The sequence below is a fragment of the Drancourtella sp. An57 genome, from assembly GCF_002161525.1.
Classification (GTDB): domain Bacteria; phylum Bacillota; class Clostridia; order Lachnospirales; family Lachnospiraceae; genus Sellimonas; species Sellimonas catena.
On the sequence record NZ_NFHY01000006.1, the window covers coordinates 167,576 to 192,832 of the forward strand.

Annotated in this window: 36 protein-coding genes; 35 read left to right on the plus strand and 1 reads right to left on the minus strand. The window is 48.3% G+C overall.

What is annotated here, in order from left to right; translation table 11 throughout:
* Positions 1-206: 206 nt before the first annotated feature.
* From B5G11_RS06715 to B5G11_RS16880, 28 genes are all read left to right on the plus strand, one after another.
* Positions 207-488 (plus strand): VRR-NUC domain-containing protein, encoded by a 282-nt coding sequence (locus B5G11_RS06715; RefSeq protein ID WP_087252602.1) that lies wholly within the window; start codon positions 207-209, stop codon positions 486-488.
* Positions 469-1,812, plus strand: coding sequence for a DEAD/DEAH box helicase (locus B5G11_RS06720; RefSeq protein WP_087252603.1), 1,344 nt, complete (start codon positions 469-471; stop codon positions 1,810-1,812). Before B5G11_RS06715 ends, B5G11_RS06720 begins: the two co-directional genes overlap by 20 nt.
* 3 nt (positions 1,813-1,815) lie before the next feature.
* Positions 1,816-2,307: a hypothetical protein gene (locus tag B5G11_RS06725; RefSeq protein WP_087252635.1), complete on the plus strand. Its 492-nt coding sequence runs from the start codon at positions 1,816-1,818 to the stop codon at positions 2,305-2,307.
* 13 nt (positions 2,308-2,320) lie between these two features.
* Positions 2,321-2,689 (plus strand): type II toxin-antitoxin system PemK/MazF family toxin, encoded by a 369-nt coding sequence (locus B5G11_RS06730; RefSeq protein WP_087252604.1) that lies wholly within the window; start codon positions 2,321-2,323, stop codon positions 2,687-2,689.
* 12 nt (positions 2,690-2,701) lie between these two features.
* On the plus strand, positions 2,702-3,277 hold the full coding sequence (locus B5G11_RS06735) for a helix-turn-helix transcriptional regulator (protein WP_343215477.1): 576 nt from the start codon (positions 2,702-2,704) through the stop codon (positions 3,275-3,277).
* A gap of 198 nt (positions 3,278-3,475) precedes the next feature.
* Positions 3,476-3,658, plus strand: coding sequence for a hypothetical protein (locus B5G11_RS06740; protein WP_087252606.1), 183 nt, complete (start codon positions 3,476-3,478; stop codon positions 3,656-3,658).
* Complete coding sequence (locus B5G11_RS06745; RefSeq protein WP_087252607.1) at positions 3,648-4,031, plus strand: HNH endonuclease signature motif containing protein; 384 nt, start codon at positions 3,648-3,650, stop codon at positions 4,029-4,031. The genes B5G11_RS06740 and B5G11_RS06745 overlap by 11 nt, the downstream gene beginning before the upstream one ends.
* Before the next feature lie 258 nt (positions 4,032-4,289).
* The gene (locus B5G11_RS06750) at positions 4,290-4,769 is read left to right on the plus strand and encodes an RNA polymerase subunit sigma-70 (RefSeq protein ID WP_087252608.1); all 480 of its coding nucleotides are present in this window, start codon (positions 4,290-4,292) and stop codon (positions 4,767-4,769) included.
* A 5-nt stretch (positions 4,770-4,774) separates the two neighbouring features.
* Positions 4,775-6,025, plus strand: a complete 1,251-nt coding sequence (locus B5G11_RS06755) for a site-specific DNA-methyltransferase (RefSeq protein ID WP_087252636.1) — start codon at positions 4,775-4,777, stop codon at positions 6,023-6,025.
* 116 nt (positions 6,026-6,141) lie between these two features.
* On the plus strand, positions 6,142-6,402 hold the full coding sequence (locus B5G11_RS06760; RefSeq protein WP_087252609.1) for a helix-turn-helix transcriptional regulator: 261 nt from the start codon (positions 6,142-6,144) through the stop codon (positions 6,400-6,402).
* Positions 6,377-6,829 carry a peptide deformylase gene (gene def, locus B5G11_RS06765; protein ID WP_087252610.1) on the plus strand — a complete coding sequence of 151 codons (453 nt, stop codon included), beginning with the start codon at positions 6,377-6,379 and terminating at the stop codon, positions 6,827-6,829. The genes B5G11_RS06760 and def overlap by 26 nt, the downstream gene beginning before the upstream one ends.
* Positions 6,830-7,007: 178 nt before the next feature.
* Complete coding sequence (locus B5G11_RS06770) at positions 7,008-7,811, plus strand: phage terminase small subunit P27 family (RefSeq protein ID WP_204229575.1); 804 nt, start codon at positions 7,008-7,010, stop codon at positions 7,809-7,811.
* Position 7,812: 1 nt separating this feature from the next.
* The gene (locus B5G11_RS06775) at positions 7,813-8,094 is read left to right on the plus strand and encodes a DUF6809 family protein (RefSeq protein ID WP_087252611.1); all 282 of its coding nucleotides are present in this window, start codon (positions 7,813-7,815) and stop codon (positions 8,092-8,094) included.
* A gap of 130 nt (positions 8,095-8,224) precedes the next feature.
* Complete coding sequence (locus B5G11_RS06780) at positions 8,225-9,175, plus strand: amidoligase family protein (protein ID WP_087252612.1); 951 nt, start codon at positions 8,225-8,227, stop codon at positions 9,173-9,175.
* Between the two features lie 88 nt (positions 9,176-9,263).
* The gene (locus B5G11_RS06785) at positions 9,264-9,728 is read left to right on the plus strand and encodes a gamma-glutamylcyclotransferase family protein (RefSeq protein WP_087252613.1); all 465 of its coding nucleotides are present in this window, start codon (positions 9,264-9,266) and stop codon (positions 9,726-9,728) included.
* A 213-nt stretch (positions 9,729-9,941) separates the two neighbouring features.
* Positions 9,942-10,133 (plus strand): hypothetical protein, encoded by a 192-nt coding sequence (locus tag B5G11_RS06795; RefSeq protein WP_087252615.1) that lies wholly within the window; start codon positions 9,942-9,944, stop codon positions 10,131-10,133.
* A 96-nt stretch (positions 10,134-10,229) separates the two neighbouring features.
* Positions 10,230-10,703, plus strand: coding sequence for a phage terminase small subunit P27 family (locus B5G11_RS06800; protein WP_087252616.1), 474 nt, complete (start codon positions 10,230-10,232; stop codon positions 10,701-10,703).
* Positions 10,703-12,292, plus strand: a complete 1,590-nt coding sequence (locus B5G11_RS06805) for a terminase TerL endonuclease subunit (RefSeq protein ID WP_087252637.1) — start codon at positions 10,703-10,705, stop codon at positions 12,290-12,292. The genes B5G11_RS06800 and B5G11_RS06805 overlap by 1 nt, the downstream gene beginning before the upstream one ends.
* Positions 12,293-12,309: 17 nt before the next feature.
* A complete protein-coding gene (locus B5G11_RS06810) occupies positions 12,310-13,656 on the plus strand; it encodes a phage portal protein (RefSeq protein ID WP_087166734.1) in 1,347 nt (448 codons plus the stop codon).
* A complete protein-coding gene (locus tag B5G11_RS06815; RefSeq protein ID WP_087166735.1) occupies positions 13,565-14,281 on the plus strand; it encodes a head maturation protease, ClpP-related in 717 nt (238 codons plus the stop codon). Before B5G11_RS06810 ends, B5G11_RS06815 begins: the two co-directional genes overlap by 92 nt.
* A 12-nt stretch (positions 14,282-14,293) precedes the next feature.
* Positions 14,294-15,499 (plus strand): phage major capsid protein, encoded by a 1,206-nt coding sequence (locus tag B5G11_RS06820; RefSeq protein ID WP_087252617.1) that lies wholly within the window; start codon positions 14,294-14,296, stop codon positions 15,497-15,499.
* 72 nt (positions 15,500-15,571) lie between these two features.
* Complete coding sequence (locus tag B5G11_RS06825) at positions 15,572-15,847, plus strand: head-tail connector protein (RefSeq protein WP_087252618.1); 276 nt, start codon at positions 15,572-15,574, stop codon at positions 15,845-15,847.
* Entirely contained in the window at positions 15,847-16,179 is a 333-nt protein-coding gene (locus B5G11_RS06830; RefSeq protein ID WP_087252619.1) for a phage head closure protein, read from the plus strand. Before B5G11_RS06825 ends, B5G11_RS06830 begins: the two co-directional genes overlap by 1 nt.
* A 2-nt stretch (positions 16,180-16,181) precedes the next feature.
* Positions 16,182-16,565: an HK97 gp10 family phage protein gene (locus B5G11_RS06835; RefSeq protein ID WP_087252620.1), complete on the plus strand. Its 384-nt coding sequence runs from the start codon at positions 16,182-16,184 to the stop codon at positions 16,563-16,565.
* On the plus strand, positions 16,558-16,941 hold the full coding sequence (locus B5G11_RS06840; protein WP_087252621.1) for a hypothetical protein: 384 nt from the start codon (positions 16,558-16,560) through the stop codon (positions 16,939-16,941). The genes B5G11_RS06835 and B5G11_RS06840 overlap by 8 nt, the downstream gene beginning before the upstream one ends.
* The gene (locus B5G11_RS06845; protein WP_087252622.1) at positions 16,922-17,563 is read left to right on the plus strand and encodes a major tail protein; all 642 of its coding nucleotides are present in this window, start codon (positions 16,922-16,924) and stop codon (positions 17,561-17,563) included. Before B5G11_RS06840 ends, B5G11_RS06845 begins: the two co-directional genes overlap by 20 nt.
* A complete protein-coding gene (locus B5G11_RS06850; RefSeq protein WP_087252623.1) occupies positions 17,560-17,937 on the plus strand; it encodes a hypothetical protein in 378 nt (125 codons plus the stop codon). Before B5G11_RS06845 ends, B5G11_RS06850 begins: the two co-directional genes overlap by 4 nt.
* A 26-nt stretch (positions 17,938-17,963) precedes the next feature.
* Positions 17,964-18,098, plus strand: coding sequence for a hypothetical protein (locus B5G11_RS16880; RefSeq protein WP_255396396.1), 135 nt, complete (start codon positions 17,964-17,966; stop codon positions 18,096-18,098).
* 27 nt (positions 18,099-18,125) lie between these two features.
* Here the strand turns inward: B5G11_RS16880 and B5G11_RS06855 are convergent, their stop codons facing one another.
* The gene (locus B5G11_RS06855) at positions 18,126-19,061 is read right to left on the minus strand and encodes an Abi family protein (RefSeq protein ID WP_087252624.1); all 936 of its coding nucleotides are present in this window, start codon (positions 19,059-19,061) and stop codon (positions 18,126-18,128) included.
* 259 nt (positions 19,062-19,320) lie between these two features.
* On the opposite strand from B5G11_RS06855, the gene B5G11_RS06860 reads away from it, so the two are divergent.
* The 7 genes from B5G11_RS06860 (at position 19,321) to B5G11_RS06890 (ending at position 25,066) form a co-directional block, all read left to right on the plus strand.
* A complete protein-coding gene (locus B5G11_RS06860) occupies positions 19,321-22,479 on the plus strand; it encodes a phage tail tape measure protein (protein WP_087252625.1) in 3,159 nt (1,052 codons plus the stop codon).
* Between the two features lie 3 nt (positions 22,480-22,482).
* Positions 22,483-22,845, plus strand: coding sequence for a hypothetical protein (locus tag B5G11_RS06865; RefSeq protein WP_087166744.1), 363 nt, complete (start codon positions 22,483-22,485; stop codon positions 22,843-22,845).
* Positions 22,846-22,914: 69 nt separating this feature from the next.
* On the plus strand, positions 22,915-23,151 hold the full coding sequence (locus B5G11_RS06870; protein ID WP_087159937.1) for a hypothetical protein: 237 nt from the start codon (positions 22,915-22,917) through the stop codon (positions 23,149-23,151).
* Between the two features lie 100 nt (positions 23,152-23,251).
* On the plus strand, positions 23,252-23,899 hold the full coding sequence (locus tag B5G11_RS06875; RefSeq protein ID WP_087166745.1) for a flavin reductase: 648 nt from the start codon (positions 23,252-23,254) through the stop codon (positions 23,897-23,899).
* 18 nt (positions 23,900-23,917) lie between these two features.
* Positions 23,918-24,325, plus strand: coding sequence for an SRPBCC family protein (locus B5G11_RS06880; RefSeq protein ID WP_087166746.1), 408 nt, complete (start codon positions 23,918-23,920; stop codon positions 24,323-24,325).
* Positions 24,322-24,654: a DUF3795 domain-containing protein gene (locus tag B5G11_RS06885; RefSeq protein WP_087166747.1), complete on the plus strand. Its 333-nt coding sequence runs from the start codon at positions 24,322-24,324 to the stop codon at positions 24,652-24,654. Before B5G11_RS06880 ends, B5G11_RS06885 begins: the two co-directional genes overlap by 4 nt.
* 37 nt (positions 24,655-24,691) lie before the next feature.
* Positions 24,692-25,066, plus strand: coding sequence for a DUF3795 domain-containing protein (locus B5G11_RS06890; RefSeq protein ID WP_087166748.1), 375 nt, complete (start codon positions 24,692-24,694; stop codon positions 25,064-25,066).
* Positions 25,067-25,257 lie beyond the last annotated feature (191 nt).

The following is a 25,257-nucleotide window of genomic DNA, read 5'->3' on the forward strand; positions in this document are numbered from 1 at the left end:
GGAGACTCAGGGAACACAGGTCTGGAACAGGCAAAACCCCTTTGAAATCAAGCGGTTGGCGATAGCCTGTTCCTATGTTCCTAAGAAAAACCATATTGAGGATAAAAGATAGAAAAATATATAGAAATAGGCACACGTATATACGTGTACGCGCGTATAGGATTTTTGGTACTGGGAACAGCACTAAGGAACAGGAGGTTTTTTTCGTGAGGGAAAGTGTCGTAGAAAAGAAGTTCGCTGCGGAGGTAAAAAAGCGTGGTGGGCTGGCTGTCAAATTCGTCTCCCCCGGATTCAATGGGGTGCCCGACCGCTTGGTTCTCTTCCCCGAAGGAAGGATGGCCTTTGTGGAATTGAAGGCTCCGGGAGAAACCATGCGGCCCTTGCAGCAGTACCGGGCAAGGCAGCTGGCCGCATTGGGCTTTCGTGTTTATACCGTGGATCGCAAAGAAATGATTGGAGGGATTTTGGATGAAATACAGACCACATAACTATCAACAGTACGCAGCAGATTTTATTCTGGAACATCCGGTTTGCTGTCTGATGCTGGATATGGGACTTGGGAAAACGGTGATCACGCTTTCTGCCCTGTGGGAACTGGCATTGGATCGTTTTGATATCGGGAAAATTTTAGTGATTGCTCCAAAGCGTGTGGCCACGGACACTTGGCCGAAGGAGCTACAGAAATGGGAGCATTTAACAGGGCTGACCGCTTCACTGGTTGTGGGAAGTCAGAAACAACGGGAAGACGCACTTGCCCGTCCGGCGTTTATATATATCATCAACCGAGAGAATGTTAGCTGGCTGGTGCAGAACTATCGGTGGGATTTTGACACCGTGGTGATCGATGAACTTTCCAGTTTCAAATCGAATCAGGCACAGCGGTTCAAAGCCATGAAGAAGGTGCGGCCGCTGGTGAACCGGGTGATCGGTCTGACCGGGACACCGGCTCCAAACTCCCTTCTGGATCTCTGGCCCCAGATGTATCTGCTGGATATGGGACAGCGGCTGGGACGGTTTATCACCGGGTACCGGGAGCGGTTCTTTACACCGGATAAACGGAACCGGGAGATTATTTATAGTTACAAACCCCGTGAGGGAGCGGAGAAAGCGATTTACTCTCTGATCTCGGATATCTGTATTTCCATGAAAGCTGTGGATTATTTGGATATGCCGGAATGTATCTGCAATCGTGTGGAGGTGGAGATGAATCGGAAAGAGAGAAAAATCTATGATGATTTCTGCCGGGACATGGTGGTACAGATCGGAGAGGAAGAACTGGATGCGGTCAGCGCAGGCGCTTTGTCCAACAAACTTCTACAGATGGCAAACGGTGCTGTGTATAACAGTGACCGGAAAGTTCTCCCGATCCATGACCGGAAGCTGGACGCTCTGGAGGATCTGGTGGAAGCAGCCACTGGGAAACCGCTTCTGGTGGCCTACTGGTACAAGCATGATCTCGCCCGCATTCAGGAGAGGTTCCCGCAGGCCCGGTGCATTGATTCTTCCGAGGATATCACGGATTGGAACAATGGGAAGATCCCGTTGGCGCTGATCCATCCGGCCTCTGCCGGACACGGCTTGAACTTACAGGAGGGCGGCTGTACCATCGTCTGGTTTGGACTGACGTGGTCGCTGGAGCTATACCAGCAGCTGAACGCTAGGCTTTGGAGACAGGGACAGAAACACACGGTGGTGATCCACCATATCATCACCAAGGATACCCATGACGAGGATGTGATGAAGGCTCTGGAAAATAAGGATATGCGGCAGTCCAGTCTGATTGAAGCTGTCCGTGCAAGAATTGGAGGGTAAATGATGAGTGAAAGGATAGAAAAAATCATAAAAGAATATCACCGGATGAAAAAGGAGAGGAACTGTCTGGAGCATCAGATCCGGAATTTTAAGGGTATTTCTGAGAAAGAGATGATCGACTCCATGAATTTCCATTCCCCGGAGGGAGAGCGGGTGCAGACCAGCAACATTTCTAATAAGCCCGCCTCCATTGCCCTGAACTACCATGAACGGATGGAGCGGATCAATCAGGAGTGGTATGAACATCTGGAAAAGCAGTATCTGATGCTGGATGAGGAGATCCGCTTTTTCGAGGCGGCTTTGTCTGCCTTAAGTGGTTATCTGCCGGAATTCATGACGGATATGGTAATCAACGGTTGTACTTGGGATTATTTGTGTGAGCATTATCATATTTCTCGGACAATGGTAGCAAAAAACCGCAGGAAGGCGATCCGGGAACTGGAGGAATTATATGAGAAGCGTGAGGACGAGATGGTGTCCTACATGTTGAGTTAAGGAGGCGGATATGATGGAATGCAGACGAGGTGATATTTATTTTGTGGACTTTGGCAGAGATATAGAGAGCAATCTGCAGTGTGGTATCCGTCCGGCCCTTGTGGTCAGCAATAACCGGGCCAATGAGAATTCTCCAGTAATTACGGTGATCCCGCTGACAGCAAGAACATATAAAAGGCCCCACTTCCCCACCCATGTGTTGATCCCGAAAACCTCCGGCACCGGGCTTACCAGAAACAGTATGGCTCTGGCCGAACAGGTCAGCACTATTGATAAATCCTGCCTTATGGAAAAAAGAGGTGCTGTGACGGATATGCGAATTATGGCAGCGGTCACGAAAGCATTACAGATACAGATCGGTGCTGTGGAAAGGTATAATTAGAGAAAAAGGGCCGTGTTAGTATGGAACTGTCATGTTAAAATGACGGGCATAATTGTTGAATTTGATTGGTGGAGTTTTTCCCAGTATTTTTTTATAATAGGATTATCAGCAAATGAGGAGGATATGATCATGAATTTAGGAAACAGCTTATTTCATGCCAGAAAGAAATGTGGAATGTCGCAGGAAGAAGTCGCAGAAAAATTAGGTGTCAGCAGGCAGACAATTTCTAAATGGGAGACTAATGAAACGGTACCGGATATTTATCAGGCAAAAAAGATGGCAAGGCTTTATAATGTTTCATTGGACGATCTGATTGAGTTTGATATTGAAATGAGAGAAATACAGGAAGTTATCGAAAAGAGCAGTGAGCAGGTAGAAGATAAAATCGACTGGACAAATGCGTGGGGAAAGAAATATCCGATTCTTTTGAAATATCAGGAGGATGTGAATATCCCCAATTATGCACATCGGATTAGTGGAATGTTAGATGAACTAAAACAGGAATACCAATATAGCGAGCTGGATGCTATGTTAGTTCTAAAAGATATTTTATACCATGTATGGAAAAACAGGAAAAAAGGAAAATAATGCGGATTTCTTTTATAAAAAGGGGTAGGTTACGCAAAACTGGTTTACTAAAGGTGTACTGTTTTTTCAGATCGACTGTGCTATCATTAGAATTGCCAAAATAAGACGGGCTTGGAGTGAAAACTTCAGGCCCTTTTTTCGTGGCTGGACGGGGCTTTATCCTTTCACCCGTCTGTACATAGAAGGGAGTTGACACGCATGGATATAGAGAAAATGCAGGCGGCACTGTCGTATCTGAAGAAAAAGAAGCCGGAACTGACCGTGCAGCAGTACCGCACGATCAAGGGGCAGATTCTGGCCGGGGATGAGGCCGGTGCGATCCGTGGCATTGACCGGGTGGTGGAACGGAACCGGAGAGGGCGTGGGTACCATGCCACGTAGGCCGAACACCCCGTGCAAGCATCCGGGCTGCGGCAGGCTGGTTCCCTACGGCACCATGTACTGCGAGGAACACAAATCCCTGCATCAACACGACAGGAAGACCACGGCCGAGAAAGGATACGGGAGCCGCTGGCAGAAAGCACGGGCTGTTTACCTGCAGTCCCACCCACTCTGTGTACGATGCCTTGCCAAAGGACGTTATGTGAAGGCAACGGTTGTGGATCATATCATCCCCCATCGGGGAGATCGGAAATTGTTCTGGGATCGGGACAATTGGCAGGCTCTCTGCAAATCCTGTCACGATTCCAAAACCATGACAGAGGACAGATACGAGGAATTCCGCTACCCCAAGGGGCGGTCGAAATCTCTGTGACCTGCCCCTCAAAAGACCGGCGCCCCCTCAAATGTGAATTTCTGCGAAATTAAAGAGGGGGGATACCTGCCGGGGCGAAGAAAATACGAAAAATTTTTGGCAGGCGGCGAGAAAAGATTCGGATTTCCTGCATCTGAGCTGCCTGACAAACAAAATATCATTTGCCAAAAAGTTAAATTTTAGGCTGGGAAACTTATCCGCAAAGGTGGGTTTTCCAGCTTTTTCTTTTATAACCATTTTGCGAAAGGATGTGAAGCAATGACGGATTTTCAGGCAAAACAGATACGGGAATTACGGCTCCGGGGCGCTGGATATAAATCCATTGCTTCCGCTGTCGGGCTGTCCAGAGATACTGTCCGGAATTATTGTAAGAGCCACGGGCTGGATGGATACGCATCCGCTCTTGTTTTGAATGTGAAAGAACAGATGGAAAGCGGGACGGCGTGTCTTTGCTGCGGCAAGGAACTGATCCAGCCTTCCACCGGAAGGAAGCGGAAGTTTTGTTCAGACAAATGCAGGCGGGAATGGTGGTCAGCCCATCCGGAAGCCATCAAGCGGAAGGAAAGCGCATACTATGAAGCCGCCTGTGCTTACTGTGGAAAAACCTTCCGCTCGTATGGGAATAAGAACCGCCGGTACTGTTCCCATGCATGTTATGTTCGGGATCGGTTTTGGAGGAAAGAAGAAGGACGGGAGCCTTATGTCGGCCCCGCAGATCGTAAGGAGGTACAGGCATGAGTGCGATGGAATGGAAAACCCTGTCCGTGGACGCTTTGCGTCCGGCAGCATACAATCCCCGTAAAAAACTGAAAGCCGGGGATAAGGAATATGAGAAGATCAAGAATTCCATTTTGGAGTTTGGTTATGTGGAGCCGATCATTGTCAATTTCGATATGACAGTCATCGGTGGTCACCAGCGTCTGACGGTTCTGAAAGACTTGGGATATACAGAAGTCCAGTGTGTTGTGGTGCATATTGAAGATGAGCATAAGGTGAAGGCGCTGAACATTGCCCTGAATAAAATCACGGGTGCTTGGAATGAGGAACTGCTGGCGGACTTGCTGGTGGATTTGCAGAGCGTGGACTTCAATACTGACCTGACGGGCTTTGAGGCTCCGGAGATCGAGCAGTTGTTTTCCAAAGTCCATAACAAAGACATCAAGGAAGATGACTTCGATGTGGAGGAAGAATTAAAAAATCCGCCGATCTCTCGGAAAGGTGACATTTGGCTCTTAGGCAGACACCGTGTGATCTGTGAAGACTCCACCATTCCGGAGACATACACAAAACTCATGGAAGGCCGGAGAGCCAATCTGGTTCTGACCGATCCTCCCTATAACGTGAATGTGGAAGAGACAGCCGGAAAAATCCAGAACGACAACATGCCCGATGAAGATTTCTATAAATTCCTGTTCGCCGCTTTTGTAAATATGGAACAGAACATGGAGAATGATGCGTCCATTTATGTGTTTCATGCGGATTCCAAAGGACTGATCTTCCGGCAGGCATTTCACGATGCCGGATTTTATCTGTCCGGCTGCTGCATCTGGAAGAAGAACGCTCTGGTGCTGGGACGCTCCCCCTATCAGTGGCAGCACGAACCGTGCCTGTTTGGCTGGAAGGTCGGTGGGAAGCATCAGTGGTATTCTGATCGGAAACAGACTACCATCTGGGAATATGACCGCCCGAAGTCCAGCAAGGATCATCCGACTATGAAACCTGTGGCGCTGATGGCCTATCCGATCCAGAATTCCTGCATGAGCAACTGCATCGTTTTAGACCCGTTCCTTGGATCTGGATCTACCCTGATTGCCTGTGAGGAAACTGGTCGGATCTGCTATGGGGTGGAATTGGACGAGAAATTCTGTGATGTGATCGTGAAAAGGTATCTGGAGAAAACAGGGGCTGAAAATTCGATATATGTTTTGCGGGATGGGAAAAAGATCCTTTATTCTCAGCTTCCTCAGAATGAAGAAGAAATCCCCTTGTTTTGATGAATAATCTCTTTGAGATAATATCGTGAGATAATATCAAAATGTAAGGTTGACATTCCATTACATTAAGGATATAATTTGTAATGTTAACATGACAAAAGGAAAAGAGACGTAGTATGAAAAATCGTATAAAAGAATTTAGAGAAAAAGAGGGACTGACGCAGGAGCAATTAGGAGAGTTGGTGGGTGTTTCAAGACAGGCGATCAATGCCATAGAAACAGAAAAATTCGAGCCGTCTATTTGGCTTGCATATGACATTTCAAGAGTTTTCCACTGTTCGATTGAAGAGGTCTTTCTATTTGATGAGAGTGAAAGAAAATCAAGAGCAGAATGTAGCAGGAGGAGCAGTAATGGCAATACGGCAGTTACGAATTGAAGGTGATCCTATTTTAAGGAAGAAATGTAAAAAAGTGTTAAAGATCGATGACCGGATACGATTAATTCTTAATGATATGATGGATACTCTACACAGTACAGATAATGGCGCAGCGTTAGCTGCAAATCAAATCGGGATATTAAGACGGTTGGTTGTTATTGATTATTTGGATTATTGTTATAAATTGGTGAATCCAATCATAGTAGGAAAAAGCGGTGAACAGGAATGTTTGGAAGCCTGCTTAAGTTTTCCAAATCGCTTAGTAAAAACGATTCGCCCAGAGCAGGTTACTGTACAGGCCCTGAATGAGAAAGGAGAGACTCTTTTGTTAACAGGTGAATGGGAAATGGCAAAGTGCTTTTGCCATGAAATTGAACACTTAGACGGTATTGTATTCTTGGATAGGGCAATAGAGATTATTCAGTGAAATAGTAGAAATAACAAAACAGCTATATATTAGAGAAAGTCGATGGCATTTTTATGTTGTCGGCTTTTTTGCTATCTTATTGATCTTCCCTAGCTGTTTTATGAAAGTGAAAATAAGACTTGCTATTTTTGCCTTTTAGAGTGATTAATGTACTACCAAAACAAAGGAGGCAAAATCGATGAGGATTGAAACCAAAACAGACAACCGGAGAAAGATGGTGCAGGACATCGCAGAATTTAGAGAAGAAGAACTGCACTATGTGGGGCCTCCCACCTTTTCCTACACAGTGGGCCGCCTTACCATTGACCGGGACGGCGTGATCACAAGCGAGACAGAGGAAGGAGAAGATCTTCTGACACAGTTTTTGCAGGAGAAAGGCTATCTGGAAGCCCCTGTGGATGACGTGAGAATTGGGATCCCGGCAGATACCGGAGAGAGAAAATTTTTGCAAAACTTGTTTGCTATGATCCATGCACGGGCTTATCTGCTCAACCGGATAACCCGGTATGAGACCTTTGTGGTTAGCGATTCCCTGTTGGAAAAGCTGGAGCAGTTTTCGGAGGAGAATGCCTGGGAGAATTTACAGACCCTTCTGTCAGCGGATACGGCGGCCTTGAAAGGGCTTTCGGTGGAAGAAGGCAAAGTGACCTTTACTTTTCCCCTTTCGCCTGACAGTGCAAAAAATAAAGCATATTCCGAATTGGCGGCAAAGATCGTCACAAAAGCGAAGGAAGCCAAGAGAGTCAGCGCCACTCCGGTGGTGGAAGAAAATGAAAAATATTATCTTCGTATCTGGCTGGTGCAGCTTGGCATGGCCGGTGCGGCAAATAAGGAGTCGAGGAAGGCTCTGCTGGATGGTCTGAAAGGCCATACGGCTTTTCGGACTAAGGAAGAAGCAGAGAAGTTCAGTATTGCCCAGAAGGAAAAACGTGCGGCTGTGAAAGCCGCCCAGATGGCTGGACAGGAAAGTGAGGCCGTTTGATATGGAAGAAGATATCATCGATCAGCTGTATTTTGGAAAGATTGTCCCGTGGGAAAAGCAGGTGGAGAAATCACCGGAGATTAAACAGTACGACGATCAGGTGTGTGAAGATATTGAGTATCTGCGGAAGCTACTGGATGAGAATGGCAGAAAAGTTCTGGAGCGTCTCTTGGATAATGGTTCTGAGATAGAGCGCTTTCAGATAAAAGAGAGTTTCAAAGATGGATTTCGCCTTGGAATGCAGCTTACAGCAGCCGGATTGCATAACCAAAAGCAACTATAAAACACACAAATTTCTTCGCTGAAGATTGTGCAATATATGCCTCAGAATTGACTTGCTATTATCGGCCTTCAGAGCGAATATGTGTACTACCAAAAGGGAAAACACACAAAACGAAATGGAGGATTTTATAATGAATGAGAAAGTTGCAAGACAGATTGAGGAAATGAAGAAACAGACTATCGGAGTTGAGGTGGAAATGAACAACATTACCAGAGAGAAAGCTGCAAGAGTGGCAGCCAGATACTTTGGAACCCATCGTTATGAGAACACTGCAGGCCGCAACGGATACAGCACATGGTCAGCATGGGATGCACAGGGCCGGGAATGGAAATTTCAGAAGGACGTCAGCATTGCAGGACCGGATAGCGAAAAATGCGAAATGGTTACTCCGATTTTGACCTACTCGGATATAGAAACTTTACAGGAACTGATCCGGCAGCTGCGCCACGCAGGAGCAAAGAGCGATGCCACCAGAGGATGCGGTGTTCACATCCATATCGGAGCCAAAGGCCATACACCGCAGACGCTCCGCAACCTGGCAAACATCATGGCCAGCCACGAAAGCCTGATTGCAGATGCTTTGAGTCTTGATCAGGGTAGGATGAGACGCTACTGCCGGACGGTTGATCCCCGATTTCTGGAACAGGTCAACCGCAGAAAGCCGACTACGATGACACAGCTTGCCGATATTTGGTACAGTAGCCACGATGCAAACAGCAGCAGGAGCCACCACTACAATGACAGCCGTTACCATATGCTAAACTACCATGCAACATTTACAAAAGGGACGGTCGAATTCCGGCTTTTCCAGTTCGATGAGCCCACAGGAGAACGTAGGGGCGGGCTTCACGCAGGACAGCTGAAAAGCTACATTCAGCTTTGCCTTGCACTGAGCCAGATGGCTAAGACTTTAAAAACAGCCAGCCCGAAACCACAGCAGAATGAAAATCCAAAATACGCCATGCGGACTTGGCTCCTCCGGCTGGGATTTATCGGGGATGAATTCAAAACTGCCAGGGAAATCCTGACGAAGAGATTGGCAGGAGATACAGCCTTTAGACACGGACGGGAAGCTGCTTGAAGGAATTAGCCTCCTGCCACCTTATGAACCGCTTCGGCGGTCTTAAGGTGGTAGAAGGGTAATCCCTTCGGAAAGGACGGATACCAAAATGAAAAAAAGATACTACATTGCTTATGGCAGCAACTTAAACATCCGGCAGATGCGGATGCGCTGCCCTTCTGCACGGATCATCGGGACTTCTGAGATCCCGGATTATGAATTGCTTTTTAAGGGAAGTAAGACCGGCTCTTATCTGACGATTGAGTCGAAAGAAGGCAGCCGGGTTCAGGTTGCAGCGTGGGAAGTAAGCGCTGAGGACGAATTGGCACTGGATCGCTATGAAGGCTTTCCCACATTTTATTACAAAAAAGAGCTGATGCTTCCGATCAAGGGAATCCGAAGCGGGAAAATCCGAATGCGGAATACCTTCGTGTACATCATGCACGAGGACAGACCCTTTGGGGTACCGAGCAATTTTTATATGCAAACGTGTCTAAGCGGATATAAAAGTTTCCGGTTCGATCCTCAATTTCTGAAAGACGCCTATATGAGAAGCCGGGAGGTGGAAGGATGATCGGATCAAAAAGATGGACAAAGCATAGTTGGTGCAGAGGCCGGGGGCCTTATAGCCTGCGTGGAGAATTAAAATTCTCGATCAAGAAAAATAAGAGATATTTTAACCGGCAGGTGCGCCGTTACACGAAAGACCTTCCGAATGGGAAAGCCTATCGGAAACTGGCTGGAGAAAAGTATGGAATTATGTCGTGTAACAGGAGGAGAAGGGGTCATGAAAGAAACAAACATTACTCAGATTAAAATTTGCCCACGATGCGGAAAGGTCTACCACGAGCCTCCTGCTCTTTCCAGAATAGATAATCAAACACTGATCTGCCCGGACTGTGGGACCAGAGAGGCGTTGGAGAGCATTGATGTGGATCGTCAGGAACAGGAAGAGATCCTAGCGATTATTCATCGGTAAAGGAGAGAAATTAACGATTGAATTTTGCTAAATATATTAAATTGAATAGGAGCCGCAAGGCTCCTATTTTTGTGCCGTGAATTGGAGGTGGGAGCGATGGCGCAGAGAGGCAGGAAGCCGAAGCCGACTGCACTGAAGATGCTGGAGGGCAATCCGGGCGGACGGCCGTTAAATACAAAAGAACCAAAGCCAGAGAAGAAGGCTCCACGCTGCCCTTACTGGCTGGAAGATGAGGCGAAAAAAGAGTGGAAGCGTATGGCGAAAGTACTGGAGAGCATGGGGCTTCTGACCGAAATGGATATGGCGGCCTTTGCCGGGTACTGTCAGGCATATGCCCGTTGGAAGGAAGCGGAGGAATTCCTGACGCAGCACGGCTCTATGGTGCGGACGCCGAATGGCTATTTGCAGCAGGTGCCGCAGGTATCCATCGCCCAGACCAATATGAAGATTATGCTGAAATTTTGTGAGCAGTTCGGTCTGACGCCATCGGCCCGGAGCAGGATTGTTGGCGGAGAGAACGGCGATGAAGAAGATGAAATGGAGAAACTGCTGGAAGGGGGCGGATGCTGATGGATTTCCAATACACACCTTCTCCCTTCATGCTCCCCACTTCCCATTACGATGCGAAGCGGGCGGATCATGCAGTTGCCTTTATCCAAAACCTGAAACACACGAAAGGGAAATGGGATGGGAAACCATTTCTGCTGCTCCCGTGGCAGGAGCAGATTGTCCGGGATCTTTTTGGAATTGTAAAAGCCGATGGAAAGCGTCAATTCCGGAGTGCTTATGTAGAGATACCAAAGAAGAACGGGAAGTCAGAACTGGCAGCAGCCATCGCACTGTATCTTCTCTATGGGGATGGAGAGGCAAGTGCGGAGGTATATGGCTGCGCCAATGACCGGAGCCAGGCATCTATCGTCTTTGATGTGGCCAAGCGAATGGTGGAGAAATGTCCGGCGCTGTTAAAGCGGTCGAAAATCGCTGCAGCTACAAAGCGGATTGTCAATTACCGGAATGCAGGGTTCTATCAGGTGTTATCTGCTGAGACAGGTACCAAGCATGGCCTGAATATTTCTGGCCTTGTCTTTGATGAGATCCATGCCCAGCCGAACCGGAAACTCTATGACGTTATGACCAAAGGTTCTGGCGATGCCCGTGAGCAGCCGCTGTTTTTTATCATCACCACGGCCGGGACGGATAAGGAAAGTATCTGTTATGAACTGCATACAAAGGCGCTGGATATCATGAATGGTCGGAAATCGGATCATTCTTTTTACCCGGTGATCTACGGCCTGAGTGATGAGGATGACTGGAACGATGAGAAAAACTGGTATAAAGCGAATCCGTCTCTGGGATACACCATCAGCATCGACCGTGTCCGGGACGCCTACCGGGAGGCTTTGGATAATCCGGCAGAGGAAAATGTGTTCAAACAGCTGAGATTGAATATTTGGACAAATTCTGCGGTGGCGTGGATACCGGAACATATTTATGACAGGGGAAATCAGAAGATTGATTATACTTCTCTTCTGGGCCGGGACTGCTATGCCGGACTTGACCTTTCTTCTACCTCAGATATCACGGCTCTGGTGCTGGTATTTCCGCCAAGGACGGAAGAGGAGAAATATATCGTCCTTCCTTTTTTCTGGCTGCCGGAGGAAACGCTGGAATTGCGCTGCCGCCGGGATCATGTCCTTTATGATGTGTGGGAGCGGCAAGGTTACATTCTTACTACAGAAGGAAATGTGATTCATTACGGTTTTATTGAACGGTTCATCGAGCAGCTGGGAGAAAAGTATCACATCATTGAAATTGCTTATGACCGCTGGAATGCCACACAGATGGTGCAGAACTTAGAGGATATGGGCTTTACCATGGTTCCCTTTGGACAGGGATTTAAAGATATGTCCCCGCCATCGAAAGAACTGTACAAGCTGCTGATGGAAGGAAATATCATCCACGGCGGTAATCCGGTTCTCAAATGGATGGCCCAGAATGTGGTGATGCGGCAGGATCCGGCGGGCAATATTAAGCCGGATAAAGAAAAATCTGTGGAAAAAATCGATGGGATTGTGGCGTTGATTATGGGACTGGATCGTTGTATTCGTAGTTCACCGCCAAGCAGTGTTTATGATACAAGAGGCATTCTCTTTATTTAGAAAGGGGCATGAGTGTTATGGGAATCTTATCAAGTTTATTCCGGTCAAGGGATAAACCGTCTGACCGGACATCCGGCAGCAGTTATAGTTTCTTTATGGGAGGAAGTACCTCCGGAAAGCGGGTGAATGAGCGGACGGCCATGCAGATGACGGCGGTGTACTCCTGTGTAAGGATTCTGTCGGAGGCAGTGGCCAGCCTGCCCCTGCAGTTTTACCGGTATACGGATGACGGCGGGAAAGAGAAGGCGGTAAACCATCCCCTCTATTTCCTGCTTCATGACGAGCCGAACCCGGAGATGACTTCTTTCGTATTCCGGGAGACGCTGATGACGCACCTGCTTTTGTGGGGCAATGCTTATGCCCAGATCATCCGGAACGGGAGGGGCGAAGTGATCGCCCTGTACCCGCTGATGGCGGACCGGATGTATGTGGATCGGGATGAGAAAGGGCAGCTGTATTATGAGTACACGTTGAGTTCTGATGACGCGCCGACCATGAAAGGTTCTGTTGTGCGGCTTTCTCCTTACGAGGTGCTGCATATTCCGGGGCTGGGGTTTGACGGGCTGGTGGGATATTCTCCTATCGCTATGGCAAAGAATGCGATCGGCATGGCCATGGCCTGTGAGGAATATGGGGCGAAATTTTTTGCCAATGGCGCAGCACCGTCCGGGGTGTTGGAGCATCCTGGAACCATTAAGGATCCCAGCCGGGTGCGGGAAAGCTGGCAGAGGACATTTGGGGGCTCCGGTAATGCCAATAAGGTGGCGGTACTGGAAGAAGGAATGAAATATACCCCGATCTCCATTTCGCCGGAGCAGGCACAGTTTTTGGAAACAAGAAAGTTTCAGCTGGATGAAATTGCCCGGATCTTCCGGGTGCCGCCCCACATGATTGGGGATCTGGAAAAATCCTCATTTAATAATATTGAGCAGCAGTCTATGGAATTTGTGAAATATACACTGGATCCCTGGGTGTCCCGATGGGAACAATCCATGGTGCGGTCTTTACTTTCCAGGGAAGAGAAAAAGCAGTATTTTATCAAGTTCAACGTGGACGGCCTGCTGCGTGGGGATTATCAGAGCCGGATGAACGGATATGCCACGGCAAGACAGAATGGATGGATGAGTGCCAATGACATCCGGGAATTGGAAAATCTGGACCGGATTCCGGCGGAGCAAGGAGGAGATTTGTATTTGATTAATGGAAATATGACGAAGTTGGAGGACGCTGGTCTGTTTGCAGCGGCTCCGGCAGGAAAGGAGGATCCGTCCAATGAAAAAGTTTTGGAAGTGGAAGAATCAGGCGGGAACACAGGAACGGACGCTGTTTCTGAACGGAACCATTGCGGAAGAGAGCTGGTATGACGATGAAGTCACACCGGCTCTTTTTAAAGAGGAATTAATGGCAGGAAATGGAGATATTACGGTCTGGATTAACAGTCCAGGTGGTGACTGTGTGGCCGCAGCGCAGATCTATAACATGCTGATGGATTATCCCGGAAATGTGACCGTTAAAATCGATGGGATTGCGGCCAGTGCCGCTTCGGTGATTGCCATGGCAGGCACAAAGGTGCTGATCTCCCCGGTAGGCATGCTGATGATCCATAACCCGGCAACCCTTGCATGGGGAGATTCCGGGGAGATGCAAAAAGCCATTGAGATGCTGGGAAGTGTGAAGGATTCCATTATCAACGCTTATGAAATCAAGACAGGCCTGTCCCGTACAAAGTTATCCCACATGATGGACGCAGAGACTTGGATGGACGCCGGGAAAGCGGTGGAACTTGGTTTTGCCGATGGGATTCTTGCCAGGGCAGAACTGATGGAGGATGTGGAACCGATCACAATGTCCATGCTGTATTCCAAAGCTGCCGTAGTCAATTCCCTGATGGATAAGATCGCGGCGAAATGCATGACAAAACTGAAAACCGAACCTGCAGGCCGCAGCGTAGACAGTCTCTACGAGCGGCTTAATTTATTGAAAAATTAGGAGGACATGACGATGACGATTTTAGAATTGAGAGAAAAGCGGGCAAAGGCATGGGAGGCAGCGAAGGCTTTTCTGGATTCCCACAGGAATGAAAAAGGTGTGCTGTCTGCAGAGGATGACGCTGCCTACACCCGTATGGAACAGGAAATTACAGATCTGGGAAAAGAGATCGCCAGGCTGGAGCGGCAGGAAGCCTTTGAACGGGAACTGTCCCAGCCCCTGAATAAACCTCTGACGGGACGTCCCGTATCAGGCGGTGTGGAAAAAGAAAAGACCGGGCGTGCTTCGGAGGAGTATAAGGCCAACTTCTGGAATGCCATGCGTTCAAAAGTGCCGCTTCCCAGTGTAGTCAATGCTTTAGAGGAAGGGACGGATTCCGAGGGTGGTTATCTGGTCCCGGATGAGTATGAGCGTACCCTGGTGGAAGCCCTGGAAGAGGAAAACGTGTTCCGCCAGCTCGCTAAAGTGATCCGTACTTCCAGCGGGGATCGGAAGATCCCGGTGGTGGCAACAAAGGGAACGGCGTCCTGGATCGATGAGGAAGGGGCGTATACGGAGAGCGATGATTCCTTTGGGCAGGTATCCATCGGGGCTTATAAGGTGGGTACCATGATTAAGGTGTCCGAGGAACTTCTCAATGACAGCGTCTTTGACCTGGAATCTTATATCGCAAAGGAATTTGCCCGCCGGATCGGGGCGAAAGAGGAAGAAGCGTTCTTTACCGGGGACGGTTCCGGGAAACCTCTGGGTGTGCTGGCAGCCACCGGCGGGGCAGAGACCGGGGTGACAGCAGCTTCCTCTACAGCTATTACGGCAGATGAACTGATGGACCTGTTCTATTCCCTGAAATCCCCGTACCGGAAGAAGGCAGTGTGGGTGCTGAACGATTCTACGATCAAGGCTGTTCGGAAACTGAAGGATTCTACCGGCCAGTATCTGTGGCAGCCTTCCCTTGTGGCCGGAACACCGGATACCCTCCTTGGCAGGCCGGTGAAGACCTCCGCCTATATGCCGGTGATTGCGGCGGGGGCAAAGACCATTGCATTCGGAGATTTCAGCTATTACTGGATTGCGGACCGGCAGGGACGCTCCTTTAAGCGCTTGAATGAATTGTACGCCGCCAACGGTCAGGTAGGCTTTCTTGGATCCCAGAGGGTGGACGGTAAGCTGGTGCTTTCCGAGGCCGTGAAGGTGCTGGCGCAAAAAGCTGGTTCCTGATGGATTGATGTGAGAAAAGGACGGCATCCCCTTGTGTGGGGATGCTGCTGGTAAGGAAGGAGGGCAGGAAAGATGCTGGTGACGCTGGAAGAAATGAAAAATTACCTCCGGGTGGATGACAATGAAGATGATGGGCTGATCACTACGCTTTTGGCGTCAGCGGAACGGATGTGTATGGATATCCTGCGGATCGATGAAGAAAGCGGTCTGCAGGAAGTGGAGAATGGAAAACCGGCGGTGATGTATACGGTGGCTTATCTGTATGAACACCGGGAGGAAGCTGACCACCATGCCCTGACCCTGACGCTGCGCTCCCTGCTCTTTGGGAGCCGGAAGGAGGCGTTCTGATGGAGATTTCCCTTCTGAATGTAAAAGTAACCTTCCAGAAAAACTCCGTAGCTGCGGACGATATTGGAAACCGCAGGAATGTCTGGGAGGATTATTATACCTGCCATGCTACGGTCAGTGGTGAGGGTGGGAAGGAAAAGGCTGCTGCCGGATTGACGGTTGTGGATTCTGACATTGCTTTTACCATCCGTTTTTGTAAACGGGCGGCGGAGGTGACGGCGGACGGTTTCCGTATCCTGTTTGGCGGGGAAATCTACAATATCGTGGCCGTGGATCACATGAACTATAGGAAGAAAGCGCTGAAGTTTCGGTGTGAGAAAGCGAGGCGGTAAACATGGGACAGAATGTACAGATCGGGGAACTGGCACACGCCATTATGGAGGCTTTGGAGGAATATGCGGATCTGGCTGCAGATAATGTGAAACAGGCAGTAAAAGATGCCGGGGAGACAGTAAAGAAAGAGATCCGTGCCAATGCTCCGAAGGATACCGGAGATTATGCGAAAAGCTGGGCGGTGAAGAAATCGAAAGAGACTTCCAACAGTATAACGATGACGGTTTATTCCCGGAATCGTTACTACCTGGCCCATTTGCTGGAATTTGGCCATGCCAAAAGAAATGGCGGGCGGGTGGCTGGAAAGAGCCATATTGCTCCGGCGGAAGAAAAGGGAATCCAGCAATTGGAGGAAGAGGTTGAAAGGAGTCTTAGGGATGGATAGGTTGCTATCAATTTTAAACAATATAGAAGTTCCTTATGCTTATGACCATTTTGCAGAAGGGGAAGCACCGGATCCGCCTTTCCTCTGTTATCTGCTTCCGGGGAGCGATAACTTTTCCGCAGACGGGAAGGTATATCACAAGTTTACGGAAGTCCGGCTGGAACTGTATACGGATTTTAAAGACCCTGAGGCGGAGCAGAACGTAGAAGATGTTCTGGACGTAGCAGGTTTTTTTTATAACAAGTCGGAAACCTGGATTGACAGCGAGAAGCTGTATGAAGTTCTGTACGCTTTTGAAATGTCAGCAGACGGAGAAGGTGCTGGGAAAACCGGGAATGAGATGAAGGAGGCTGGAAATGTCTACGAAGAAAAATAAAGTCAAATTTAATATTTGCAACGTGCATTACGCACTGATTACGGTGGACGATGACGGAGATGTGACCTTTGGGACGCCGGTGGCTATGCCGGGCGCAGTATCCCTGTCCTTGGAGCCGAACGGAGAGCCATCCAATTTTTATGCGGATGGGTATGCCTATTATACGATCTCCAATAACATGGGCTATGAGGGGGATCTGGAACTGGCCATGGTGCCGGAGAGTTTCCGGACGGATGTGCTGAAAGAATCTCTGGATGACAACAGTGTGCTGGTGGAGAGCGCCAACGTGGAGACGGCAAACTTCGCCCTGCTCTTTGAGTTTGATGGGGATGTGAAGAAGATCCGCCATGTGCTGTATAACTGTTCGGCGGCCAGGCCAAACATTGAGTCTACAACCAATGAGGAGGAGATTGAGGTACAGACGGAAACACTGGCCATTACGGCGGCACCCTTGGCCAATGGGTATGTGAAGGCCCGTACCGGGGACAGCACCACGGATACGGTTTATACGGGATGGTATACGGCAGTGTATCTGCCAGAGGTGACGGATCCAGATACCTCCGGGACGCAGCAGTCCGGTCAGCAGGGGACAGATGATGAGACAGGAGGGGAAACCTTATGAGCATAAAACAGAATATCACGATTGACGGGCTGGAGGTTCCTTTTAAGGCCTCCGCCGCTATTCCCCGGATCTACCGGATGCGGTTCCACCGGGATATTTATAAAGACCTGCGGGATCTGGAAAAAGGGATCGATAAGAACGACCCGGAGAATTCTAACCTGGATCTGTTCTCTTTGGAAATGTTTGAGAACATTGCCTATGTGATGGCAAAGCACGCAGATCCGTCCATCCCGGATACGCCGGAGGAATGGCTGGATGGGTTCAACACCTTTTCCATCTATCAGGTACTGCCCCAGATCATTGAACTGTGGGGGCTGAACACCCAGACGGATGTGCAGGCTAAAAAAAACTTCGCCCGACTGACCGGGAAATGACAACGCCTCTGTTCCTCCTGCGGTGCGTGCAGCTGGGACTGTCCATCAGGGATCTGGATCTTCTGACTATCGGGATGGTGAATGATATGTATGTAGAAAGCCGGAACGATGAGCATAAATATGCGGTGGTTGCCACGCAGGAGGATTTTGACAGGTTTTGAGTGCTTTTACTGGATCGTGAGGCCGTTTTAAATGCGGTAGCGGGTAATATCTTTCCAGTTTGCAGGGAATCCCATTATATCCAAAAGAGAAGATTCGCTGATCTGCCCGCTGTTTTTTATGTACTTATTGATAATACTGATTAATGCATGTTTAAATTCCAGAAAGTCCTGTTTGGGGAGCAGGTAACGGAAAGCGATGACCAGACCGAACAGATCCCGTTTTCCGGAAAGATACTGATTCCCTTTTTTTGGTATATTCAGTTTCTGATGAAGCATTGTATCTGGAAAATCAATCTGGGTCCGGAAAGAATAAAGCCGCTCGTTATGTGCGCATACGTTCCGGAACAGGGTAAGGATTTTCAGGTAACGTTCCAGGTTCTTTTCATTTACGCCTGGAAAATCTTTGCTGATACCGCTTTGCAGTTGGAAGGGGAGCAAGGCGTAAAACCTGGAAATCTGTCCGTAAGTCAGGGTGTTGGTCAGCACCCATAGAGGAACGTTATGGTAAACCTTCCGTTGGTGGACAACATAATTATGTTCCGTATTTTTATTTGCCTGGTAGGATAAGATCTGGACCAGGCGGGTGATATCAGCAGCATTCTTTTTTGTATGATTATAATTCCCAGGAGTGAGGTATGCGGTCTGCTGTTCGCCATGGAGACTGCAAAAATGGTAGGAAACAAGCTGCCGGATTTTACATTCTATTTCACACAAATATTTGAAAACAAGTTCACGCAGGGAAAGATCAAACTGGTACAGGGCATAGATATCCTCAAAAGAAGTATTGTTCTGGTAAATACGGGTCATGGGATTGATGAACGGTGTTTTGTATCCTCCGATCAAGGAAAAATATCCGATATTTTTTAGGATTTCTTTTGCAGCTGCCCGGTCATGAATTTGAAGTTTTTTTTCGTTCTGCAGTTTATCAAGCTGCTGGTCGTATGTAAGAAACGGTTTTGACAAAGATTTCCCCTCTTCCTGTTATCAGAATAAAAAAAGGAGGGCCCGCAGGTCCTCCCCCGGTCTCAGTCCTCACGAGTATCTGAAACCTGATCACTAAGACAGAGTCTAGCACGGATCCACTCAAAAGTCAATGGCTTTTAGCAAATCCGGCGGCTTTGTCCTTTGATTATTGTATTCGAAGACAAAAGAAAATATGCAAAGATTCCGCCCGGAGTGATCCGGGTATTTTCTATATTCATTTTCAGGAGGTGGATGACACATGGCAAGCCGGATCAAGGGTATTACAGTGGAGATCGGCGGCGATACCAGCGGACTGGAAAAGTCGCTGAGTGCAGTGAACAATTCCATAAAGAAGACCCAGAGCCAGCTTCGGGATGTGAATAATCTTCTGAAACTGGATCCGTCCAATACTATCCTTTTGGCGCAGAAGCAGGAACTTCTGCAGTCGGCCATCGGGGATACGGAAAAGAAGCTGGAAGCCCTAGAACAGGCCCAGGAAGATGTGACGAAAGCCTTTGAACGTGGTGATCTGGGGAAAGACCAGTACATGGCTTTCCAGCGGGAGGTGGAGGAAACTAGAGGTGCGCTGAACCGATATAAGGCGGATCTGTCTGGTTTGCAGTCGGAGCAGGAGCGGCTGGCTTCTAATACGGAGCGGTTGAATAAGCTGTTTGCGGCTACGGGTTCCAGTGTGGAAGATTATGCCGATGTGCTGGGAAGCCGCTTGGTGACGGCGATCCGGAATGGGACGGCTTCGTCTGATCAGCTGAAAACCGCTGTTGAGAAGATCGGGAAAGCGGTTACCAGTGGGAAGGCAGACATTAAGCAGCTGACAGACGCCCTGGATACGGTAGATGACGGACAGGCGGTACGAAATCTGATCAATGATCTGAATGATGTGTGTGACGCTGCTCAGGACGCTGCGGATGACATCGGGGAGATTGCCCAGGCCACCAAGGGTGCGGCCCTGATGGAAGCTGCTGACCAGTTATCTGTGGTGGGGGATAAGATCCAGGATGTGGGAGATAAGGCGGTGTCCGTTTATGCGGAGACTGAGATGGCCGTTTCTAAGGTAAACGCCTACTTCGGAGAGACCGGGGAGGTAGCCGAAGCCAGTGCGGAGATCGTAAAAAATGTGTACGGATCCGGCGTGGGCCAGAGCATGGATGCGGTGGCGGAAGCGGTCATCATGGTCAAGAAGAACCTGGGGGATCTGGGAGATACGGACCTGACCAACCTGACGAAACAAGCGCTGACTTTAGAAGAACTGTACGGGATTGACATGAATGAGACCCTCCGGGGTGTCAATTCCCTGATGAAGCAGTATGGCCTGACCGCCCAGGAGGCCATGGATTATATTGTCCGGGGTACCCAGAACGGCCTGGATAAGACCAATGAACTGGGGGATAACTTGTCTGAATATGCCGGGAAATTTGAGCAGGCAGGGTATTCGGCTTCCGAGTATTTCCAGCTTCTGCAGAATGGCCTGCAGGGCGGTGCTTACAACCTGGACAAGGTTAATGACGCGATCAATGAGGTGACCACCCGTCTGGCGGATGGAACCATCGGGGATTCCATTGACCTGTATTCCCAGAAGACCCAATCTTTATTCCTTGCATGGCAGAACGGGGAGGCCACCCAGAAGCAGGTAATCGATTCCATTGTGGCAGATATCGGAAACTGCACCAGCCAGCAGGAAGCCCTGAACATGGCGGCCAAGGCATTTGGAACTATGGCGGAGGATGGAAACCTGAAATTTATTACTTCCCTGACCTCTGTGGGAGAGACTTATGATAACGTAGCCGGATCCGCAGAAAATCTGTTCAGCCAGACACAGACGCCCATGCAGGAGATGGAAGCTAATACAAGAAAGCTGCAGCAGGCGCTGGTGCCTCTGGGAGAAAAGATTGTGGAGCTGGCCAACGTGGTGCTGCCGCCATTGGTGGCCATTATTACGGCAGTGAGCGAGGTATTCGGCATGTTGCCGGAGCCTGTGCAGAATTTTGTGGTAATCCTTGGGGCTTTGCTGGTGGCGTTTACTGCATTGACGCCAGTAATCGCGGCTTTGGCGGTGTCCTTCGGGGCGCTGAACATCTCCCTGCTTCCCGTGATCGGCATTATTGCCGGAGTGGCGGCGGCCATTGCCGGGATCATCGCTATCGTCAAAAACTGGGGAGCGATTACGGAATGGTTCGGGAACCTGTGGCAAACAGTATCCCAAAAACTGATGGAATTATGGGACGGGCTGGTGGTCTTTTTTACGGAGACCATCCCGGCAGCGTTCCAGACCTTCATCAGCTTTTTTTCTGCCATCCCGGACTGGTGGAGCGGCCTGTGGTCACAGGTATCCGCGTTTTTCACGAATACCTGGAACGCAATCCTGCAGAATCCCATTGTCCAGCTGGTGGTGACAACGATTACTTCTTTGTGGGAGAATGCGAAAAATACTCTGCAGGGGATCTGGTCGGGTATCTGCGACATTGCCGCCGGTGCCTGGGAGCTACTGAAAAATGTGATCCTTGCCCCGGTGCTTCTGCTGATCGACTTGGTGACGGGAAATTTCTCCCAGCTTGCTTCTGATGCGGCAAATATCTGGAACAATATCAGAAATGCCGCCTCCCAGATCTGGTTAGGAATCCGGCAGGTGGTGACTTCTGCGGCTTCGGGACTGAAGCAGGGCGTGGAGACGGTGCTTTCGGCTCTGTCCCAGTTCGCCGCTCAGATCTGGTCCGCTATGAAGCAGACGGCGTCTTCTGTCTGGAATGGCATCAAGATCACGGTGGTGAATATCGCATCCACGTTGCGTGAAGCAGCGGTGACCGCCTTCCAGCGGATGGTCTCCGGGATCAGCTCTGCCCTTTCCGGGCTGTATTCCGTGGTTTCTAATGGATTTTCTTCCGCCATCCGGTTTATTACCGGGCTGCCGGGGCAGGCGTTCCAATGGGGGAAGGACTTTATCCAGGGGCTGATTAACGGAATTTCCAGCATGATCCAGAGTGTGATCAACACAGTTTCCGGTCTGGCTGACCGGATCCGTTCTTTCCTGCACTTCTCGGCTCCGGATGAGGGGCCGCTGGCGGATTATGAGACTTGGATGCCGGACTTCATGAAAGGGTTGGCGAGCGGCATTGAGAAGAACCGGAACCTGGTGGAGAAAGCTGTCCGGGATGTGGCTTCGGATATGGTACTTTCACCGAAAGGAAACGGGATGGAGTATGGCTATACCGATGATACTTTATCCGGTGGGAATATGTCCGACCTGATCTCCGGGATTTCTTCTGCGGTGTCAGAAGCCCTGGTGGGATTCTCCGGCCCGCAGGGGAATATCGTGATCCCGGTATATGTGGGTGGGACGCTTCTGGATGAACTGGTAGTGACGGCGCAGGCAAGACAGAACCTGCGGTCAGGAGGGAGGTAAGCCATGGCATTTATACAGTATCTGACCTTTGACGGGACGGCCCTCCCTTTGCCGGATTCCTATGAAGTACAGATGGATGATGTAGAGGCGGACTCCGGCGGGGAGACGGAGGCCGGTACGGTGCAACGGGATGTTGTGCGCGCAGGCGTGGTGAGCATCCCGGTGACATTTTCTGTTTCGGCAAAGTGGCTGAAGATCCTAACGGAGTTTAAACAGAAGGAAAAGATCACGGTGGGATATTTTGATACGGAGACACTGGCTGTGAAGACGGCGGAGATGTATGTGGAAGGGTATAAGGCTTCCCTTGTGAAGGATACTTCCCGGAAAGGTCTGTGGACAGTGAGTTTTACGCTGAGGGAGTTCTGAAAGTGTATTCTATTTTGGTGGGAATTGTGGTATATTTGAGAAAAAGATTGAGGTTACAGAGGTGAGGTTATGAAAATCGCAAAAATTCTGTTATCTATAATAACAATACTTTTTGCTGTATTAGGATTAATAAAAGTTCTTCCATTTGATATAGCAAATCCTATTATGCTTACATCACTTGCTACTCTTTTGCTGTTAAGAAGTGTAGAATATAAAAATAGCAGAGAGAAAAGTGGTTTTGTTCTTACCTGTTTAACCGCAGTTTTTGTCTATGTTGTTGTGATTTATAATGTTTTTATAGGATAAGCAGCTCCCCATTTATTGAGAAATTGAACAAAATGACAAATCCTATTTTATATTACCAACCAATAGTAACCCATGATCCTGATGAATTGGGAGGTGAAGTATGAAGATCGAGATTAGAAAGGATTTTCCGCAGCATTTTAAACCGGCATATCCGGAGGAATTTGATTTGTTTTCTCATTTTGAGGTAACGGCAGGAATACCGAACGTTCTGTTTGCTGTCACGACTTGGAAAGAGAACGGGAAACCGAATGTTTGCTTTCATTCGTGGAGCTGCTTTCACGGAGATAAGACTGCTTTTTTCGCTGTGATGGGAAACTTATATCAGCATACCCACACCTATGCCAATATCCAAAGGGAAAAATGTTTTTGCATCAATTTCCTTCCGATAAATTGCTACGATAAGCTAGTAAAGACTATTCACCAAAATGGAATGAATGACGATGAATTTGCGACAGGCGGCTTTACGGTTGCAAATGCAAAAACTATTCACGCACCTGCGATTAACGAAGCGTTTCTCACTATGGAATGTACTTTGAAAGAAATGCAGGATTTAAGCGGTGCGGGTATTACGGCTATGGTAATCGGGCAGGTACAGCATATATCTGTAGAAGAATCCTATGCACAAGGATATGAACAGAGATATGGTAAAGATGGATTTATGCTGCTTGTGCCTGCACCGCAGGATCTTGTCACCGGGGAGCCGAATCAGTCGGCGATTGCCACCGTGCATATTGAGAAATATGACTGATTTGAGGAGGGTGCGAAAATGGCAACTTCAAATATAAAAGCGCTGATTTCTGGAGAGCTTAGTAAAGTGTGGGAGCTGGTTTTGAATGTTGAAAATTATGGAGCTTGGAGAAGCGACCTGAGTAAGACAGAAGTTATCAGCGACAAGCAATTCATCGAATATACCAAAGATGGCTACCCTACGACATTCACCGTGACGCTTGTTGAACCATACAGACGCTGGGAATTTGATATGGAAAACAGCAATATGACAGGTCATTGGATCGGCGTTTTTACGGATAAAGGAAATGAAACAGAGATAGATTTTATGGAGTGCGTGGAAGCGAAAACATGGCTGCTGAAACCTTTTGTGAAGTCATATCTGAAAAAGCAGCAGGCACAGTTCGTTGCAGACATAAGAAAGGCATTGGAGGGAAATAACCTATGAAAGATATGATTGGATACTGCGGATTGGACTGCGAAAAATGCGATGCATACATGGCCACCGTCAATGACGATCAGTCTTTGCGGGAGAAAACAGCGAAGCAGTGGGCAGAGTTAAATAATGCTCCAATTTTGCCGGAACATATTAATTGTGAGGGATGTCGTGTGGACGGAGTAAAAACAGTATTTTGTGAACATATGTGTGAAATCCGTAAATGCGCTTTAAGAAAAGGCGTTTCTACTTGCGGCAACTGTTCTGAGTTGGAAACTTGTCAGACTGTCGGGGCTATTATTTCAAATGATTCTGCTGTTTTGAAGAATTTGAGAGGATAAATATATGAATAAACGAATTAAAAGATGAGGAGGTTTTATGAAACGGAAATTAGGAATTGCCAGATGTGGTCTTGCGTGCTGTTTATGTACAGAAAATGCCGATTGCAATGGATGCGGTTCAAATGGGTGTCCAGATAATGATTCTTGTGAGAATAAAAAATGTTCGATTGCAAAAGAACTGACACATTGTTATGAGTGTGAAGAAAATTGCAGGAAAGGAGTATTGAGTAAAATTAAACCATACACATTTACCTTATTTGCTAAAAAATATGGAGAAGAAAAGCTCCTGGATTGTTTAGAGAGAAATGAGAAAAATGGAATTGTGTATCATCGAGAGGGCATACACGGGGATTATGATGATTTTGATGATGTAGAGCGGTTAATGAATTTTATTTTAACAGGAGTACGATAGATTAAAAGTTGTTGAGTTATATAATTCTGATATTTTATATTGCCAAGAGCATCAGTCAGAAATGATTGGTGCTTTTTTGCTTTATAGGAAATTGCGTTTTTGGAGCAGTCAAAAAAAGAACGCATGTTCATCGAACATATGTTAGATAAACATGCGTTTGGGTATGACAATAAGACGTTGGCAGGATCAGA

Coding starts and splice junctions, on each gene's coding strand:
- B5G11_RS06805 (WP_087252637.1), top strand. CDS start 10,703: ATGGATTTCCAATACACACCTTCTCCCTTCATGCTCCCCACTTCCCAT.
- B5G11_RS06825 (WP_087252618.1), top strand. CDS start 15,572: ATGCTGGTGACGCTGGAAGAAATGAAAAATTACCTCCGGGTGGATGAC.
- B5G11_RS06795 (WP_087252615.1), top strand. CDS start 9,942: ATGAAAGAAACAAACATTACTCAGATTAAAATTTGCCCACGATGCGGA.
- B5G11_RS06775 (WP_087252611.1), top strand. CDS start 7,813: ATGGAAGAAGATATCATCGATCAGCTGTATTTTGGAAAGATTGTCCCG.
- B5G11_RS06780 (WP_087252612.1), top strand. CDS start 8,225: ATGAATGAGAAAGTTGCAAGACAGATTGAGGAAATGAAGAAACAGACT.
- def (WP_087252610.1), top strand. CDS start 6,377: ATGGCAATACGGCAGTTACGAATTGAAGGTGATCCTATTTTAAGGAAG.
- B5G11_RS06770 (WP_204229575.1), top strand. CDS start 7,008: ATGAGGATTGAAACCAAAACAGACAACCGGAGAAAGATGGTGCAGGAC.
- B5G11_RS06810 (WP_087166734.1), top strand. CDS start 12,310: ATGGGAATCTTATCAAGTTTATTCCGGTCAAGGGATAAACCGTCTGAC.
- B5G11_RS06890 (WP_087166748.1), top strand. CDS start 24,692: ATGAAACGGAAATTAGGAATTGCCAGATGTGGTCTTGCGTGCTGTTTA.
- B5G11_RS06760 (WP_087252609.1), top strand. CDS start 6,142: ATGAAAAATCGTATAAAAGAATTTAGAGAAAAAGAGGGACTGACGCAG.
- B5G11_RS06785 (WP_087252613.1), top strand. CDS start 9,264: ATGAAAAAAAGATACTACATTGCTTATGGCAGCAACTTAAACATCCGG.
- B5G11_RS06800 (WP_087252616.1), top strand. CDS start 10,230: ATGGCGCAGAGAGGCAGGAAGCCGAAGCCGACTGCACTGAAGATGCTG.
- B5G11_RS06755 (WP_087252636.1), top strand. CDS start 4,775: ATGGAATGGAAAACCCTGTCCGTGGACGCTTTGCGTCCGGCAGCATAC.
- B5G11_RS06815 (WP_087166735.1), top strand. CDS start 13,565: ATGAAAAAGTTTTGGAAGTGGAAGAATCAGGCGGGAACACAGGAACGG.
- B5G11_RS06870 (WP_087159937.1), top strand. CDS start 22,915: ATGAAAATCGCAAAAATTCTGTTATCTATAATAACAATACTTTTTGCT.
- B5G11_RS06835 (WP_087252620.1), top strand. CDS start 16,182: ATGGGACAGAATGTACAGATCGGGGAACTGGCACACGCCATTATGGAG.
- B5G11_RS06720 (WP_087252603.1), top strand. CDS start 469: ATGAAATACAGACCACATAACTATCAACAGTACGCAGCAGATTTTATT.
- B5G11_RS06880 (WP_087166746.1), top strand. CDS start 23,918: ATGGCAACTTCAAATATAAAAGCGCTGATTTCTGGAGAGCTTAGTAAA.
- B5G11_RS06840 (WP_087252621.1), top strand. CDS start 16,558: ATGGATAGGTTGCTATCAATTTTAAACAATATAGAAGTTCCTTATGCT.
- B5G11_RS06725 (WP_087252635.1), top strand. CDS start 1,816: ATGAGTGAAAGGATAGAAAAAATCATAAAAGAATATCACCGGATGAAA.
- B5G11_RS06730 (WP_087252604.1), top strand. CDS start 2,321: ATGGAATGCAGACGAGGTGATATTTATTTTGTGGACTTTGGCAGAGAT.
- B5G11_RS06850 (WP_087252623.1), top strand. CDS start 17,560: ATGAGCATAAAACAGAATATCACGATTGACGGGCTGGAGGTTCCTTTT.
- B5G11_RS06845 (WP_087252622.1), top strand. CDS start 16,922: ATGTCTACGAAGAAAAATAAAGTCAAATTTAATATTTGCAACGTGCAT.
- B5G11_RS06750 (WP_087252608.1), top strand. CDS start 4,290: ATGACGGATTTTCAGGCAAAACAGATACGGGAATTACGGCTCCGGGGC.
- B5G11_RS06830 (WP_087252619.1), top strand. CDS start 15,847: ATGGAGATTTCCCTTCTGAATGTAAAAGTAACCTTCCAGAAAAACTCC.
- B5G11_RS06875 (WP_087166745.1), top strand. CDS start 23,252: ATGAAGATCGAGATTAGAAAGGATTTTCCGCAGCATTTTAAACCGGCA.
- B5G11_RS06865 (WP_087166744.1), top strand. CDS start 22,483: ATGGCATTTATACAGTATCTGACCTTTGACGGGACGGCCCTCCCTTTG.
- B5G11_RS06885 (WP_087166747.1), top strand. CDS start 24,322: ATGAAAGATATGATTGGATACTGCGGATTGGACTGCGAAAAATGCGAT.
- B5G11_RS06820 (WP_087252617.1), top strand. CDS start 14,294: ATGACGATTTTAGAATTGAGAGAAAAGCGGGCAAAGGCATGGGAGGCA.
- B5G11_RS06860 (WP_087252625.1), top strand. CDS start 19,321: ATGGCAAGCCGGATCAAGGGTATTACAGTGGAGATCGGCGGCGATACC.
- B5G11_RS06745 (WP_087252607.1), top strand. CDS start 3,648: ATGCCACGTAGGCCGAACACCCCGTGCAAGCATCCGGGCTGCGGCAGG.
- B5G11_RS06740 (WP_087252606.1), top strand. CDS start 3,476: ATGGATATAGAGAAAATGCAGGCGGCACTGTCGTATCTGAAGAAAAAG.